General features: G+C 50.0%; 15 protein-coding genes. 9 read left to right on the forward strand and 6 right to left on the reverse strand.

Annotation, left to right across the window (positions count from 1 at the left end; all coding sequences use genetic code 11):
• Positions 1 to 176: 176 nt before the first annotated feature.
• Positions 177 to 815 (forward strand): futalosine hydrolase, encoded by a 639-nt coding sequence (locus tag GON05_RS04500; protein ID WP_157317991.1) that lies wholly within the window; start codon positions 177 to 179, stop codon positions 813 to 815.
• Position 816: 1 nt separating this feature from the next.
• Complete coding sequence (locus GON05_RS04505) at positions 817 to 1,656, forward strand: 1,4-dihydroxy-6-naphtoate synthase (RefSeq protein WP_157317992.1); 840 nt, start codon at positions 817 to 819, stop codon at positions 1,654 to 1,656.
• Positions 1,657 to 1,994: 338 nt separating this feature from the next.
• Here GON05_RS04505 and GON05_RS04510 read toward each other — a convergent pair whose 3' ends face one another.
• Positions 1,995 to 2,951 (reverse strand): D-2-hydroxyacid dehydrogenase, encoded by a 957-nt coding sequence (locus GON05_RS04510; protein ID WP_157317993.1) that lies wholly within the window; start codon positions 2,949 to 2,951, stop codon positions 1,995 to 1,997.
• 20 nt (positions 2,952 to 2,971) lie between these two features.
• Complete coding sequence (locus GON05_RS04515; protein ID WP_157317994.1) at positions 2,972 to 3,982, reverse strand: RluA family pseudouridine synthase; 1,011 nt, start codon at positions 3,980 to 3,982, stop codon at positions 2,972 to 2,974.
• Between the two features lie 223 nt (positions 3,983 to 4,205).
• Here GON05_RS04515 and GON05_RS04520 point away from each other — a divergent pair, with 223 nt between their 5' ends.
• Both GON05_RS04520 and GON05_RS04525 read left to right on the forward strand, forming a co-directional pair.
• Complete coding sequence (locus GON05_RS04520) at positions 4,206 to 5,177, forward strand: hypothetical protein (RefSeq protein ID WP_157317995.1); 972 nt, start codon at positions 4,206 to 4,208, stop codon at positions 5,175 to 5,177.
• A gap of 154 nt (positions 5,178 to 5,331) precedes the next feature.
• Positions 5,332 to 6,819 carry an alpha/beta fold hydrolase gene (locus tag GON05_RS04525; protein WP_181646638.1) on the forward strand — a complete coding sequence of 496 codons (1,488 nt, stop codon included), beginning with the start codon at positions 5,332 to 5,334 and terminating at the stop codon, positions 6,817 to 6,819.
• Positions 6,820 to 6,850: 31 nt separating this feature from the next.
• Here GON05_RS04525 and GON05_RS04530 read toward each other — a convergent pair whose 3' ends face one another.
• On the reverse strand, positions 6,851 to 7,879 hold the full coding sequence (locus GON05_RS04530) for a LacI family DNA-binding transcriptional regulator (protein ID WP_157317997.1): 1,029 nt from the start codon (positions 7,877 to 7,879) through the stop codon (positions 6,851 to 6,853).
• A 146-nt stretch (positions 7,880 to 8,025) separates the two neighbouring features.
• On the opposite strand from GON05_RS04530, the gene GON05_RS04535 reads away from it, so the two are divergent.
• The 5 genes from GON05_RS04535 (at position 8,026) to GON05_RS04560 (ending at position 13,916) form a co-directional block, all read left to right on the forward strand.
• The gene (locus GON05_RS04535; protein WP_157317998.1) at positions 8,026 to 9,369 is read left to right on the forward strand and encodes an FAD-dependent oxidoreductase; all 1,344 of its coding nucleotides are present in this window, start codon (positions 8,026 to 8,028) and stop codon (positions 9,367 to 9,369) included.
• Positions 9,370 to 9,671: 302 nt separating this feature from the next.
• Positions 9,672 to 9,896, forward strand: a complete 225-nt coding sequence (locus GON05_RS04545; protein WP_127455504.1) for a hypothetical protein — start codon at positions 9,672 to 9,674, stop codon at positions 9,894 to 9,896.
• Positions 9,897 to 9,994: 98 nt separating this feature from the next.
• A complete protein-coding gene (locus GON05_RS04550; RefSeq protein ID WP_157318000.1) occupies positions 9,995 to 11,758 on the forward strand; it encodes a B12-binding domain-containing radical SAM protein in 1,764 nt (587 codons plus the stop codon).
• 139 nt (positions 11,759 to 11,897) lie between these two features.
• Positions 11,898 to 12,320 carry a pyridoxamine 5'-phosphate oxidase family protein gene (locus GON05_RS04555; RefSeq protein WP_157318001.1) on the forward strand — a complete coding sequence of 141 codons (423 nt, stop codon included), beginning with the start codon at positions 11,898 to 11,900 and terminating at the stop codon, positions 12,318 to 12,320.
• A gap of 96 nt (positions 12,321 to 12,416) precedes the next feature.
• Positions 12,417 to 13,916, forward strand: coding sequence for an IMP dehydrogenase (locus GON05_RS04560; RefSeq protein WP_181646639.1), 1,500 nt, complete (start codon positions 12,417 to 12,419; stop codon positions 13,914 to 13,916).
• Between the two features lie 87 nt (positions 13,917 to 14,003).
• Here the strand turns inward: GON05_RS04560 and GON05_RS04565 are convergent, their stop codons facing one another.
• The 3 genes from GON05_RS04565 to GON05_RS04575 all read right to left on the reverse strand — a co-directional run bounded on the left by GON05_RS04565 (position 14,004) and on the right by GON05_RS04575 (position 16,292).
• Positions 14,004 to 14,969, reverse strand: coding sequence for a type I phosphomannose isomerase catalytic subunit (locus GON05_RS04565; RefSeq protein ID WP_309492638.1), 966 nt, complete (start codon positions 14,967 to 14,969; stop codon positions 14,004 to 14,006).
• A gap of 80 nt (positions 14,970 to 15,049) precedes the next feature.
• A complete protein-coding gene (mnmM, locus tag GON05_RS04570; protein ID WP_157318003.1) occupies positions 15,050 to 15,628 on the reverse strand; it encodes a tRNA 5-(aminomethyl)-2-thiouridylate-methyltransferase MnmM in 579 nt (192 codons plus the stop codon).
• A 40-nt stretch (positions 15,629 to 15,668) separates the two neighbouring features.
• Entirely contained in the window at positions 15,669 to 16,292 is a 624-nt protein-coding gene (locus GON05_RS04575; protein WP_157318004.1) for a c-type cytochrome, read from the reverse strand.
• Between the last annotated feature and the right edge of the window lie 71 nt (positions 16,293 to 16,363).

A 16,363-nucleotide genomic window follows, 5' to 3' on the forward strand; every position in this document is an offset into this window, starting at 1 on the left:
CCTTCTTTACAAAACTAATTTGTCATTTATCTAATTAGATATTAATTAAATCAGATTGTGAAGTCAAGACGGCGGGAGCGGAAGTGCTCAAAAGTTTCTTATTTAGTTCTAGTCATGTAAAATAATCTATAGAGTATTCATCATGGTTTTTGATTAAAAAGGGGATTGGCCTAATAATGCGTGTACTTATAATGACGGCAGTAGCGCCTGAAAGGGATGCTGTGCAGCGGGGGCTTGGCCATGACAGCAGGTTTGAATTCGCATTGGCTGGCGTAGGCCTTGCGGCAGCAGCCGTTAATGGTGCCATGGTGCTGGCCGCAGCACCGTATGATTTGGTTGTTATCGCCGGTATTGCCGGCGGATTTCCCGGACAAGCGGAGATCGGATCGCTTGTGGTCGCGAGCGAAATTATCGCCGCGGATCTTGGGGTGGAGCTGCTGGACGGCTTCAGCTCCCTCGACGAGCTCGGCTTCGGCACAACGCGCGTCAGCGTTGAGGCTGGCATAGCCGAGCGACTAACGGCGGCGCTCACAGCCGCCGGTCTTAGCGCGCGCACAGCGCCGGTGCTCACGGTAGCGACAGCTACCGGGACGGCCGCTACCGCTGCCGCGCTTGCAGCGCGCGTGCCCGGAGCCGCCGCCGAAGCAATGGAAGGCTTCGGCATTGCCACGGCCGCTGCACTGCGCGGCGTGCCTGTGATTGAAATCCGCGCGATTTCCAACGCGGTTGGTCCGCGCGACCGCGATGCCTGGCGCATCGGGGACGCTCTACAAGCTTTAGAAGCAGCAAGTTCAGTCTTAGCGGAGGTGCTTTAAAATGAAAATTGCGTATTCACCTTGTCCCAATGATACTTTTGTGTTCCATGCTTGGGCGCACGGCTTAATCCCCGGCGCTCCGGAGCTGGATGTCCTATATGCCGACATCGACATTACAAACAAGCTAGCTGCCGAAGGCACTGGCCCCGACGTGCTCAAAATCTCTTACGCCGCACTCCCATGGGTGCTGAAGGAGTACGCCCTGCTGCCCTGCGGCGGCGCCTTGGGCAGAGGCTGTGGCCCGCTCGTGCTGACGCAGTCCGGCGGAACAAACCCTGACCCGGCTCAGCTAAGCGGACGCCGGGTCGCCGTGCCAAGTGAGCGCTCGACCGCGTACTTGCTATTCCGCCTCTGGGCGGAACAGAACGTCCCCGGCGGCGTCGGCGAAATCGTGGTCATGCCGTTCCACGAGATCATGCCTGCGGTGCGGGACGGCCAGATTGACGCCGGCCTCGTGATTCATGAAGCGCGCTTTACTTACCCGTCGTACGGGTTAGCGCTTCTCAAAGATTTGGGCAGTTGGTGGGAAGAAGACACCAACTTGCCGATCCCGCTCGGCGCCATTGTAGCGCGGCGCTCGATGGATCTTGAGGCCCTTGCGGGCTGGGCCCGCGCCTCCGTGGAATATGCGTGGGCGCATCCGGAAGCTTCGCGCGACTACGTCATGCAGCACGCGCAGGAGATGGACCCGCAGGTCGCTCAGGCGCACATCGACCTGTACGTGAACGAATTCACCGCTAATCTTGGCGATGACGGGTATGGCGCTGTTTTGACGTTGCTTCAGCGTGCAGCAGAGGCAGGTATTGTGCCGCAGATGGATTATGCGGCACTGTTGAAGTAGGCCTTGCGCTAACTCGCCCTGGCTATGATCTGCAGCACTAGCCGTACCAAATAGGGGAACTACAGTCCCCTATTTAGACGTAAAGCCACCTTTTCCGGCAGGGAAGGGAACTGGCGTCCGCTATTCTCCCGATTCTCGGAGAAAACCGAGTGAGCAAGGAAATAGCGCCCTATAGTTCCGCCAAATTAGCTATTTCCCACAATTCACGCCAAATAACGCCCTGTAGTTCCGTAAGGACACACAAGTAGCACTATTAACACAAAAGAGGACCGAAATCCCAACCCTGTTGGAATCTCGGTCCTCTTTTCATATCTCTTGCATCGTTATCCTCAAGCTTATCATCCAATCAAATTCTGTGGCTGCCCTTCAAGAAAGCCACGCACATTGTTAACTGCAGTCGCCATCAGCCTAGCGCGCGCTTCTTTGGTCGCCCAAGCAATATGCGGGGTGATGAGCACATTTCGCGCATGAAGCAACGGATTATCCGGCGTTGGCGGCTCTACCGTCAAGACGTCGAGACCGGCGCCTGCCAGACGCCCTTGGTTCAAGGCCTGCGCAACATCGGTCTCATTCAGAAGACCACCTCTGGCTGTGTTGATGAGAACAGCCGTAGGCTTCATAAGCGCGATTCGGTCTGCATTAATAAGCTCTTTGGTCTCCGGGGTCAATGGACAGTGGAGCGAGATGACATCGGACTGCTGCAGAAGCTCACCCAGCGAAACCCAAGTAAGACCTTCGACAGGCTCAGGCGTACGTCTACCGCTGCCTGTTGCTACTACGTTCATGCCAAAGGCCTTGGCGATGAGCGCTACCTGCTTGCCGATTTGGCCTAAGCCGATAAGGCCGATCGTTTTGCCGCTTAGCTCCATGAGAGGAGATACTGTGTAGCAGAAGTCGATTGAGCTGGACCAGCCCCCTTTTACAACGCTATCGCTATGCTGCTGTACTCGGTTGCAAAACTCCAGCAATAGAGCAAAAACCAACTGAGCAACAGATTGCGTGCCGTATGCAGGAACATTGGTCACAAGAATGTCATGCTCCTTAGCCGCTTGTAAGTCAATGATGTTATAACCCGTCGCAAGGACGCCAATGTAGCGAAGCTTAGGAAGCTGCTGTAACGTGGCTGCGGAAAGCGGCGTCTTGTTCGTTAACACGATGTCTGCGTCAGCCGCGCGATCAATAATCTGTGATTCAGCGGTACGCTCATAGACACTGACTTCTCCGAGAGCGTGTAAACCGTCCCAGTCCAAATCGCCGGGATTTAACGTATAACCGTCAAGCACAACAATTCGCATTTGTAATAACTCCTACTGGCTTATTTTTTTGCGGGCAATTCACGGAAAGGGTTCATGAACACCTTCGGAATGTTCGTTTCAAAACGCAGCAACTCACCCGTCGTCGGATGCAAAAAGGCAAGTACGCGCGCATGAAGTCCGAGGCGGCCGATTTCTTTTGTTTTCGAACCATATTTCTTATCGCCGACGACAGGATGTCCGATATCCTGCATGTGGACGCGGATTTGATTCTTACGCCCGGTTTCCAGATTAACCTCAAGCAGGGAGAAGCTCCGGTTCGCTTGTAGCGTTTTGTAATGAGTTACAGCGTGTTGGCCGTCGTTTGGATAAGGTGTCGAGTACATTTTGAGCGATTTGGGATGCTCCTTCAGCCAGGAAGAAACGGTACCCTCTGACTTTTTGACCAACCCTTCCACCAGGGCTACGTATGTACGCTCTTTCACACTATCCTGCCAGGTGTTTTGCAGATGCTGCTGAGCTTTTTCATTTTTGGCGAACATCATGACACCTGAAGTATCCCGGTCGAGTCTATGCACAACGAAAATCCGGGCTTTCGGATCCAGGTTGCGCACATGTGCCGTCAGCTGGCGGTAGGCGGTAATTTGGTTTTCCTCCGGATTGGTTGCGATCGATAGAAGCCCGGAATCCTTTTGAATGACGATAACATCCTCATCTTCGTGTAGAATGGACATCCCGGCGAGCGGGATATTTTCTACGATTTTCTCTTTGCTGATGGTTACCGTTTGCTCAGGCTGCAGAGGATGGTTGTAAGCGGTGACCGCTTTTCCATTCACAGAAACCTGACCGCGTGCCAGGGTGGCTTTCACGGAATTTCGGCCAACGCCGGAAAGCTTTTCCAATAAAAAGGGCAGCAGCTCCGTTGCTTCCTTAACCGTATACTGGCGCGTGTTCGCCTCCGTAATGGCCTTGGTTGAAACAGGTTTATGCGTTTGGCTCTTGCTGATTTTGAGCTTGGGGTTGTGATTTTGATTTTTGCTAGGGCTTTGATGCTTGCCTTGCTTTTTTGGCATAAAATGACCTCCTTTTCAATAAATACGCACGCCGATCTAATCGTGTATGTCTAACAATATATCATGTTCACAAAAACAATAGAAACGTTAACATGGAATTTCATGTGTGTAGAAGCGGAAAACTAAGCCCTGTAACTTTTGTGTAACCTCTGAAAGCGTATAGTTAGAACATATCAAAAGAATATTGCTCCTTACATAGATGAAAGGACGGGTACTTTTCAAAATGGGAAAATCGTTCGATTTCTTAACGTTCCGGCAAGCACGCAGGATCTTCATGCAAGGGATTCAATTTTTGTATAGAACGAGAGCAATCACGTATGTTCGGGAGCAAACGAGCGAAACGCCGCATTTTCTTACAGAGGCAAGTCACCCTGACACTAATCAAGGCATTCTTGCAGTGACGAACCATTATATCGCATTCTTTGACCGAAATAAAAAAACGATGCAAAGATTCCCATTGCTGCATACGACCGGCTTGGGTTTTGATACGATTGATTCTCAGCCTGTTGTCTGGATTGAGGGTTCTTTTGAGCAGGGGACTGGTCGTTATTATTGGTACGTAACGAAGCAGAGACCCTTCCTAGAGGCTGTGAAGGAGCAGATGGAAAAAGGCGTAGTTGCCCAAGAAATTGCAGCCATCAAGCGGAATCAAGCGAAGTTGGACTCCTATATGGCGACTGTGAATACAAGACTAAATGAGAACCGTGAAACGATTTTGTGCAACACGAAAGCGGCGATTGACGATCATGCGGACACGCTCTTGCAGAATATGCAGGTTATGCTGGAAACCATGTGGGAGGTTTTCCTGACGGGTGCAGCGCTGCAATTGAAGATTTTGAATCCGGAAGAAATGCAGCTTTTTAGAGACAATATTATTTGTTATGCAGCAGTTAAAGGTAATCGAATTGCCAAAATTGTGCTGGAGGCCAGGGGCTACAACCTGCCTGCGGAAGATGTATTTATAGAAAGCGACGCTTTTATCAATGAGTACTATAATACGGTGTTACCTCCGTTTGAAGTTTTGGAGTTGGTATATGAGGATGTTCGCACGGTTTACCAAAAGTTTTTTCCCGCAACCGCTTTGCATCAAGAGCAAGTTGCCATGATTATTTCTGAGGCTGTTAATCTGGGCTACAGAGTGACCATCGCAAACGCCATGGTTATTGTGAAAACAGCACTGCGCATTGCAAATTAAATAGAAAGCTTTGGAAGGTGCATTCTGCGGATTGCGCTTTTTTTGTATAGAAAGGTGGAAACCTCCAAAGATTTTTGTACAGCTAGTCATATTGTTTAAATGCCCCGTTCCTTATATGATAGAACCTAACATAGATCGGAATGGTGGTGCATCGGTGTCTTTTGCGCAAGTCAATGGCGTTAGCCTTTACTACGAATTTATTACATCCACGCGCGACTCCGAAGAAACGATCGTTTTTTTTCATGGAAACGGTTTTGACTCCTCACGATGGGGACACTTGATTGACGGCTTAAAAGAGGATTATCATCTGCTGCTTGTTGATCTGCGTGGATGTGGAAAAAGTGAACCAACTTTAGGCGAGATCTCATGGGACCTATTTGTCGATGATATTTATACGTTAATTGGGCACTTGAATCTGCAAAATTTTCATCTGATAGGACATAGTTTTGGAGGATCCTTGGCCATTTTCTTCGCCATCCGGTACCCGAAGCTAGTGAAATGTCTCGTCCTTATCTCGATTAACGTACTGTTTCCAGAGACGAGTGGGAGCACTGTCATCAAGAACTATATGGATTTGATTGAAAAATACGGTATGGGCTATATGCTCCAACATTTTCTTCTCCCTTCGTTAACGGTCCATCCGTTTCGACATGAGGAAGCTCAGCGTTTGTACAACATGTATGTAGAAGTGCCCGTAGAAAGTTACATGAAACTATTTAAGCTGCATATTGAGCAACGACCTGTCAGTGAATTATCACGGATTCAAAGTCCTACCCTGCTGCTTGCTGGGGAATGTGATACAGTTTATCCTTCTTCTTTCCAAAATATGACGGCCGAGCTTATTCCGGACGCTACGTTTTATATCGTTCCCAATGCTGCGAATGCCATATTTATCGATCAGCCTGATGTAACGGTCGAATGGATCAAGGGTTTTATTCAAAGGAAGATGAATCGACCGGCAGAAGTGCAAGACATGGAGCCGTCGGAAATGGCAAGTTCCGTTCAACACATGTGGGATACTTACCTGCAAACGTTGATCCCTAGCAGAAAAAATCCGGAACCCGTCATGAAAGTGGAACTTTTATTCGGATTTCGGGTGAGCGTGAACGGACAGGAAATTTTGGATGGCTGGAACAAACGTTATGCCCAAAATATCTTCGTCTATTTGGTTTTACACCCGGCTTCAACCCGAGAAGATCTGTGTGATGCGATTTTTCCAACACTGCCATTACCTGTTGCCTTGAAAAATTTAAAGGTGTATCTTAACTATTTGAAAAACTTGCTTACTTATGATCAAGATCAAAACTCAATTTTGAAAACGGATCGTAAGCATTTATATTTGCAGTGCAAAATTGAGTGCGACCTTCTTGATTTTTTTGAACATATCAAACAGACTTTGCATCATGAGGATAACGAAGCGGAGATGTATGATCGCTGTACTAGATTGTTTCGTTTTATGCGAAATAAGGAGATTATGCCAGGCATTTTTGACCAATGGTTCATTGAGAAGAAAGCAAGAGCAGAATTCAGATTAGGTTTACTTGCGGCTTGGTTGTCTGGACAGGAAAAGAAGCGGGGGAATTTCATGAAAGCAGCTGAACTTCAAAAACTCGCTAACTATTATACCAGTGTAGAAGAGTAAGAGGGAGCTTAGTCAAGCTGCCCTCTTTTTATTATTTATGCACAGATAGTGTGCTCCCCATGAAAAATTCCCCCTGCAGCCGCACGTGTTCGAAGGGTAAATGCGGGTTAGCAATCCGCCAGAGCATCCGGTCTGCGGCACGATAGCCCGATTCCCGGATCGGGAGCTGGGGGCGCGAGCACAGCGGCAGCGTGTCGGTTTGCTCGTTGAGCAGCGCGACAAATGAGCATTGCTGCGGAATTTGGACGCCCATTCGGCGCAGGGTATAGTACACTGGCGCAGCCTCTTCGTCGATGCCGCAAATAACAGCCGTTGGCTTGCGCTGTTGATAGTGCTGTTCGACATCTTGCAGCCACTTGTCCGTGCCATCGCGTTTGGTGACGTGCTCCCGCGTTTCTACTGCATAGCCGGCTTCCTTCATGGCTTCGCAAAACGCTTGCCACCGAATAACGAACCCCCGCTGATCCTGCGTATCTCCCACGTACAGAATATTCCGATGTCCCATTCGGATTAACCTGCGTACGGCCTGGAACATCGCTTCGTACACATCCCAAATGACACTATCCACTTTTGATTCCGGTGGGGGAAAATTGAGCAAAATCCGTGGCAGCGGCAGCTCCAGCAGCTTCTGCTCCAATAGATCGTGATTCATTCTCGGCGCGATGAAGATCCCTTCTGCATATAGCAGCTCCTGATCTTCCGCCCAGCTTTCAAATTGTGAGGGCTTCAAATCCGGCGGGATGAGCAGCGGTTGAACGGTATGACCGAATTCCATGAACCGCTCATGAAGGCCTTGCAGCAGCAAGCGATTGAAATTAAGGGACATCTTATTTTGAACGAGTACAAATCTGCGCTGAACGACAGGGTACGGAGAGATATGATCAAGCTGCAGTGTTTGTTTCTGGTCTTTGGTCATGTAACCAAGCTCGCGTGCAAGTTTAAATACTTCACTGCGTGTTTGTTCAGACATGCCAGGCAGTCCGCGAAGTGCCTTGGACACCGTTTGAATCGTTAAGCCAAGCTGAGCGGCGAGATCATGGAGCGTTATTCTTTTTCGCATAAGTTCCGAAGTCCCCTTGTACAAGTATGTAGTAATTTTAAACTAATTTTAAACTAAATTGAAAGTTAAATTTCAACTATACTTGGGAAAAGCGAGACAGCAGCCTGAATGCTAAGTTCTGAATTCAATACAAGGGAGAGATCGATATGAATAAAATCATAGAAGCGGATATTGTTGTTGTTGGGGGCGGTCCGGCAGGTGTTAATGCAGCTATTGCTGCAGGGCGGAGCGGGGCTAAGACGGTTTTAATCGAAAAGTATGGATTCATTGGCGGGATGTCGACGGCTGCGCTTGTCTATCCTTGGATGACCTTTCATACGACGGACGGCAAGCAGGTGATCAAAGGACTTGCGCAGGAGATCATCGATCGTCTTATGGCGATGAACGCTTCCCCGGGGCATCTCCGGGACACCGTCGGATTCGTGAACACCATAACGCCGTATCACCCTGAGATTTACAAAGTGCTGGCGGTGGATATGCTCAAGGAAGCGGGGGTTAAGCTGCTTTTTCACAGCTTTGTCGATCAAGTGGAGACTGCGAATAACCGTATTCAAACGGTGCAGCTTACGTCCAAATCCGGGAGAATCGATGTGCGCGGCAAAGTATTTATCGACACGACGGGGGATGCCGATTTGGCTTACTTATCTGGCGCTCCGTGCCTGCAAGGCCGTGACGGGGATAAGCTGACACAGCCGATGACGATGAAATTCCGTATGCGCGGCGTAGACTTGGCGGGCGTGAAGCAGTACATGATCGACCATCCGGATGAATTTTATAAAAAAACACCGTTCTCCGAACTGGCTGAACTGCCATTGTCCGGTGTTCTGGGTTACTTCAAGCACTGGAAGGAAGCGAATTTGCCGATCAATCGCGATCAGGTGCTCTTCTTCACAGGGCCTGAAGACGACGAAGTGTTGGTCAATACTACGCGTGTACAAGGGCTTGATGGTACTAACGTGGAGGATTTGACCGAAGCGGAAGAGCTTGGACGCAAGCAGGTGTTGATGGTGGCGGAGTTCATGAAAAATAACTTGCCTGGCTTCGAAAAGGCATCGATCTCATCGGTCGGCGCCCAGATCGGCATTCGAGAAACGCGCCGCATCGACGGCCAGTACGCTTTGCAGGTGGACGATGTCGTGCAAGGCCGCCATTTTGAGGATGTCATCGCGCGGAGCGGGTATCCGATCGACATCCATGATCCTTCAGGCAAAGGCGTGACGGCTGCCTGGGTCAAAGGCGATGGCGCCTATGACATTCCTTACCGCTGCCTGCTCCCACAAAAGATCGAGAACCTGCTCACCGCAGGACGCTGTATCTCGACGACGCATGAAGCGCTAGCCACGACACGCTTGACTCCTAGCTGCATGGCAACGGGGCAAGCGGCTGGCTCTGCTGCCGGCCTTGCCGTGAAGCACGGCGTACTGCCGGGCGAGATTGATATTGCCGAGCTGCAGGCTTTGCTTGTGCAGGACGGTGCGCTGCTTTCTTAGATTGTGAATGCGAATGTCAGCTGTATTCCCCAGAATAGGGGACCGGAGTTCCCTGAGTAAGGCATAAGCGGAATTCACCGCTTAATTATTGGAATTTGTTATTGACAGATAAGGTGAAAATCCAGTTAATCGGCAGAAAATGGATGGGGTCTGGCAAGTAGCTGGAGTGATCGACGCAACTCAGCGGCAGTGAAGCTAGAAGGCTCCCGGACTGATAATACGTTGTAACAACGCCGTATGCGCACCCCCGGCATAGGGAATACTTATACTTACTCAATGTGTGAGAAAGGATGGGTTTCCCTATGCTTTTATATCAATTAACGCAGTGGTTCGAAGAACGCACATCTCTGCAGCAGGCGCTGCAAAGCGGCACGGCTGAGAGCAGCAGCGATCTGCAGCAAAGGATTCAAGACGTCGAACAGCAGCTGCAATCTCATGCCGAAAGATGGAAAAACGCGATCCAAGAAGCCTCATATCTGCAATTTCCCTATGAAAATCCGCAGCTGGACGATGATATGGTGCTATGATTTATAAAGCGCGCCTTTCATCGCTCCTTTGTATTTCCTCGATTTTCGTGTAGAATTAGAGAGTACGATAAACGAGAATAGAACGAGGTCTTTTTACAATGAAAGTACTAGTAACGACACTGAATGCCAAATTCATTCATACATCCTTGGCACTGCGCTATTTGAAAGCGTTCTGCGAGAAGGATTTTGATTTTGAAATTACCGAATATACGATCAAAGACCCAGTGATGAACGTTGTCTCCGACCTGTACCAGAGGGCGCCGGACGTGCTGGGCTTTTCCTGTTACATTTGGAACATTGAAGAGACGATTCATATTATTAAAATGATTAAGAAAATCAGGCCTGAAATCCTCATCGTGCTAGGCGGCCCAGAAGTATCTTATGATACGGAGTACTGGATGGAACGCATTCCAGAGGTTGATTTCATCGTCATGGGCGAAGGTGAAGAGACTTTCCACCAATTGCTGACGGAAATTTCGACGACGCGCAAATATCACTTCGTGTACGGGCTTGCGTACCGCAAAGGCGAAGAAGTCGTGCTCATGCCGGGCCGACCGAAGCTCAAGCTCGATGACATTCCGTCACCGCATCGGTTCAAAGAAGATTTGCCGAGTTTGGCGAACCGCGTCGTTTATTTCGAAACGAGCCGCGGCTGCCCGTTCTCTTGCCAATTCTGCCTTTCCAGTATTGAAGTGGGCGTGCGCTACTTTGATATGGAACGTACGAAGTCGGATCTTCTGTACTTAATCGATTCAGGCGCGAAGCTGATTAAATTCGTTGACCGGACGTTTAATATTAAACGGGACTACGCGATGGAAATTTTCGAATTTTTGATTGCCAATCACCGCGGCGTCGTGTTTCAATTCGAGATTACGGCGGATATTATGCGGCCGGAGGTTCTTGATTATTTGGCTGAAAATGCGCCACCGGGCACGTTCCGTTTTGAAATCGGTGTACAGTCCACGAATGACACCACGAATGAGCTGGTGCAGCGCAGACAAAACTTTATGAAGCTGAGCCGAACCGTCTCCAAGGTGAAAAACAGTTTCAAAATCGATCAGCATCTCGATCTGATCGCTGGTCTTCCTGAAGAGGACTACCAATCATTCCGTAAGACGTTTAATGATGTTTTTGAGCTAGGACCAGAAGAGCTGCAGCTTGGTTTCCTCAAAATGCTGCGCGGCACCGGGATGCGCAAAGACGCGCATAAATATGGCTACGTGTATATGGATCATGCGCCGTATGAAATTCTGGGCAATGACATCCTCCCGTTCACGGATCTAATCCGCATCAAGCGGGTAGAGGACGTGCTCGAGAAATATTGGAATGCGCACCGCATGGACCATACGGTCAAATATTTGATCGCTCATGAATTTGCGTCGGCCTTCGATTTCTTCCAAGAGTTCGGAGACTTCTGGGAAGGCCGAGGCTGGCAGAAAATCGGGCATCAGCTCGAGGATCTATTTACCCGCCTGCGCGAGTTCCTCCTGGGGCGTGAAGCGAAGAACATGCCTGTTATCGAAGGTCTCATGAAGCTGGATTATTTCCTGGGGCATAAGTATAAGCCGCGTAAAATCTGGTGGGATTTCACATTGGAGAAATCCGAGCAGAACGCTTACCTCAAGCTTCTGGCCGAGCAGCCGGAGCTTGCAAGCGGCGACTTCCATCTGCTTCGCATTAATGAAAAAGATCTCCACAAGCATGCGATGCTTGAGGTACTGCCTTTCGCTTTGCAGACTTATCTGCAAACGGGTGAGATCGACAGCTCCAGTCCGGAGCTGCTTATCGTACACTTCCCGCCGGATGCCCAGCTTCCGGCTAGCTGCTACAGTATGCCGCTGCATATGGCGGCGACTGTCTAAAAAGGCCCCACTCCCTTCGTCGTGATGAAGGGAGCGGGGCTTTTTTCGCATAAAAACAGGCCTTTTCAGGGTAATCTAGGGGAGTTGACCCATAAGCTGCTTGCTAAACTAGCACCTGATCTGAAAGGAGACTTGCTGTATGATTGAGACGAAGAATAAATTGGAAGAGCAGATTGAACAAGTTCTCGACGCTAATAAGATTTGTTCGTTTGCCACGGTTGAAGGAACGAAGCCGAAAGTTCGCTATATGGCGCTGCATCATGAAGGGCTGACCCTGTATCTAACTACGAATCGGAAGACGGATAAAGTGGACGAGGTGAAGGACAATCCCAATGTCCATATCCTGGTTGGGTATGATGGGAGGAAGTCCTCTGACATTTTGCAGATTCAAGCGACTGCGACGATAAGTAAGGATAATACGCTGCGTGAAAAGCTGTGGACAGACGAGATGGCAAAATGGTTTGACGGTCCGCAGGATCCCAACTACGTCGTTCTCGACATCACGCCTTCGTACATGGAATATATGAGCAGTGGGACTGAACCGCAGATCTGGAAGGGGTAAATATACGTTTTCCTGAAAAAACCATTGACCACAGGTGAGGTTCAATGATACGATTGAAAAAATTTACCTATGGATCGATGAGGAGGAAATTGTAAAGTGGCTACGTATTACTTGGAACCATCCCGCACATTCAGCGAGTTTCTGTTAATTCCTAACCTGACTACAAAATCTTGTACACCAGCGAATGTTAGTCTTAAGACACCGCTTGTCAAGTTCAATAAAGGCGAGGAGCCTGCAATCTCGCTGAATATCCCGTTTTCATCTGCTGTCATGCAAGCTGTATCCGATCATGGAATGGCGATTGCTTTGGCGCGTTGTGGCGGGATTTCATTTATTTTTGGCTCGCAGTCGATCGAAGAGGAAGCACAGATGGTACGGAAAGTGAAAGGGTATAAGGCTGGCTTTGTCGTAAGCCGCTCTAACTTGACGCCCGATCATACATTAAGCGATGTGCTGGCATTGAAAGAAGAGACGGGGCATTCCACAGTAGCGATTACGGACGACGGTACAGCGAACGGCTTGCTGCTGGGTATTGTAACAGGTCGCGATTACCGCAAAAGCCGTGATCCGCTGGATCGTCCGATTCGTGAGTTCATGACGCCTTTTGATAAACTGATTTACGGAAAATCAGGGATTACTTTATCGGAAGCGAACAATTTAATTTGGGATCACAAGCTGAACTGTTTGCCGATTGTCGATCAGCAATTGAAGCTAGAAACGCTTGTTTTCCGCAAGGATTACGATGAGCACAAAGAAAATCCGATGGAGCTTCTTGATGCTAACAAAAGTTATATTGTTGGTGCGGGAATCAATACCAAGGATTATAAAGAGAGAGTTCCTGCTCTTGTTGAAGCGGGAGTCGACATTCTGGTCATCGATTCCTCGGATGGCTACAGTGAATATCAGCGTGAAACGGTTCAGTACGTGAAAGAAAACTTCAACGTGAAAATCGGGGCCGGCAACGTTGTCGACCGTGAAGGCTTCCTCTACCTCGTGGAGTCGGGTGCGGATTTCGTGAAAGTAGGAATCGGCGGCGGTTCGATTTGTATCACACGGGAACAAAAAGGGATTGGCCGCGGTCAAGCTTCCTCCATCATGGAAGTCGTCGAAGCGAGAGACGAGTATTTCAGAGAAACAGGGACATACATTCCGATCTGTTCCGATGGTGGTATTGTACATGACTACCACGTCACACTAGCCTTAGCTATGGGTGCTGATTTCGTGATGCTTGGCAGATATTTCGCCCGTTTCGACGAGAGTCCAACCAGAAAGCTAAAAGTAGGCAACAACTTCGTGAAAGAGTATTGGGGCGAAGGCTCCAATCGTGCCCGCAACTGGCAGCGTTATGACACAGGCGGCAAAAGCAAGCTTTTATTCGAAGAGGGCGTGGATTCCTATGTCCCTTATGCGGGTAGCCTGCAAGAGAACTTGGATAAAACACTTGGCAAAATTAAATCCACCATGTGCAACTGCGGATCGCTTACTTTGGATGAACTGAAAAGCAAAGCGAGAATTGCGCTTGTTTCGGCAACCAGCTTAGTAGAGGGCGGGGCACATGACGTGATTTTAAAAGAAAGCTCCCTATCGGAAGAATAGGCGGCACTCCTAAATAAAAAAGCGCTCCACCACATCGCTTTGATGTCGGTTGGAGCGCTTTTTGTATGTGGCTGGTGCCCGTTAAGATTAAGGCAAGTAGCTGCGAATCACCGTCATGTTTCCTTCTAACGCGTAGCTGCCCAGATCAGCTGGAAGCAGGAAGCAGTCGCCCGGCTTGGTGGAGATGCTGCCATCTTCCCACTGAAGCGTTCCATTTCCGTCAGCTATGACGAGAATCACGAAGCTTTCAGGTGATGTGTTAAACTCCCACTTAGGTCCTACTAAACCTTTTTCGACGATGAAAAAAGGAGACTGGGCCAACGTTAACCATGTGCTCGTTTCGCTTAGGTTTGTTTTCATGCGCGTGGAGCCTGAACCTTCATAGGCAATGACGTTCAGTGAATCTTCAATATGAAGATCGCGCGGTTTGCCATCCAATCCCGGACGGTTGTAGTCATACAGACGGTAAGTCGTATCGGAGTTTTGCTGAATTTCCGCCACCAATACGCCAGCGCCAAGCGCGTGAACGGTACCGGCAGGGATATAGAAGGAATCGCCGGCTTCTACAGGAACTTCCTGCAGGCAGTCCAAAATGCGATTCTCGCTAATGGCTTGCGCCAAACTTTCGCGTGTAACGCCTTCCTTCATGCCATATATAATTTTGGCGCCGGGTTTGGCGTCTAGGATGTACCACATTTCGGTTTTGCCTAGTTCTCCCGCGGCCAAATGTTCATAGTGATCATTGGGGTGAACTTGAACGGACAGATCGTCCTCACAATCCAAAAGTTTAATCAGGAGTGGAAAACGTCCGTTTTTTTCGGAAAAGCCTTTGGTGCCGAATAACGTTTTACCGTATTTTTCGCGGATTTCGTCCAACCCAAGGCCTTCAAGCTCTCCGTTAATCACTTTCGTTGTTCCGTTCGGGTGATCGCCGATCATCCAGCCTTCGCCAATCGCGCCTTCCGGCAGCTGAAATCCAAACTTCTCCAGGGCTCTGCCTCCCCAGACACGTTCTTTCATTTCAGGTTGAAATTGAAGCGGGTATGATTTCACTGCTATCCCTACTTTCTCTCTATGTATTTAATTGGTAGTAAAGGAGTAAACCTACTACTCTCTAGCATTATACCATGGGTCTATCTTTTTTCTAGAGCCAAGAGATAGGGGGCATGCGCACTAGTATTCATAAATTGATAGCGCAGCACCTGATAAGCTGCGAGCGGCAGCTGCTGTGCCCAAGCTTCGACGGCTGCAGCTTCTTCAGAGCCGCCATCGTGCCCGCTATATAGCACGATGGTTACAATGCCGCCTTTGCGAAGCAGGCGGAGCGCGGCTTCCAAAGCAGGAATTGTTGATTCCTGCTTCGTGATCGTTGCCGGATCGGCCCCTGGAAGGTAGCCGAGGTTGAAGGTGACCGCGGCTACTTTGCCGTGGCGGTCCTCCGGCACAGCCGTCTCCATGAGCGCGTGGCTGCACAAGCTCATGTGCACAGAAGAAGATGCGTCCGGGAGTTCTTTCTCCAGACGCATCTTCGTTTGATCCAGCGCTTGCTGCTGGATGTCAAAGCCGTACACGCGGCCGCGGCGTCCCACCAGCTTCGCAAGGAAGACGGTGTCGACGCCGTTGCCGAGTGTCGCGTCAATGGCGGTATCGCCTGGTTGAACACGCTGGCCGATTAGTTGATGAGCAAAACCTAAAACAGAAACAAAACCCATATGAAGAAAGCCTCCATGCTGATGTGCCGGTGAGCGACAGTTATTTTTTGGCTGCCAGCCAGGTGGCAAGCGTTTCGATCTCTTCAGCCTTTAAGGCTTTCTGGAAAGGTGGCATATCGCCACTGCCCTTGATGATTTGCTGCACAATCTCATCTTTGGTTTTGCGCGAACCGACCTTCGTCAGGTTCGGCCCGAAATCTCCTTCAAGGCCAGCCCCGTGGCAGGCCATGCAGTTCTCCTTAAACAGCGCTTGTGCCTGGGCTGCTGCGGTAGTTCCCCCATCCGCAGCCTGCGGCGGCTTCGCGGATGGCGTAGGCGCCTCGCTCGCAGGCGCGGGCGTCGGTGTAGGCACCGGCGTCGGCTTCACCGTAGCCGCCGCCACTGGCGCAGCGGTAGCTGCCGCTGCGCTAGGTGTCGCCGCCGCTGCGCTTGGCTGCGGCGTGCTGCTTGCCGCCGGCACCGGTGTGGCCGGCGCTATGGTCGCAGCCGCTAGCGTGGCCGCGGCTGTTGGTGTCGCCACCTGCGCCGTTGGGGCAGGCGTGGCACTTGCCGTCGCGGACGGTGTCGGCGATACAGAAACCGGAGCCGATGTTTCCGGCGCCGCTCCGCATCCTGACAGGACTAGCATGAACCCAACAAAAGCTGCTCCAACCCTTTTCTTCATCGCACCCATCTCCTTCATATAAGCTCTCACTATATAATAGGAAACGGTTCAAAATCGAAATGGGTTTGATC

Source organism: Paenibacillus anseongensis (genome assembly GCF_009757995.1).
GTDB classification, from domain to species: domain Bacteria; phylum Bacillota; class Bacilli; order Paenibacillales; family NBRC-103111; genus Paenibacillus_E; species Paenibacillus_E chondroitinus.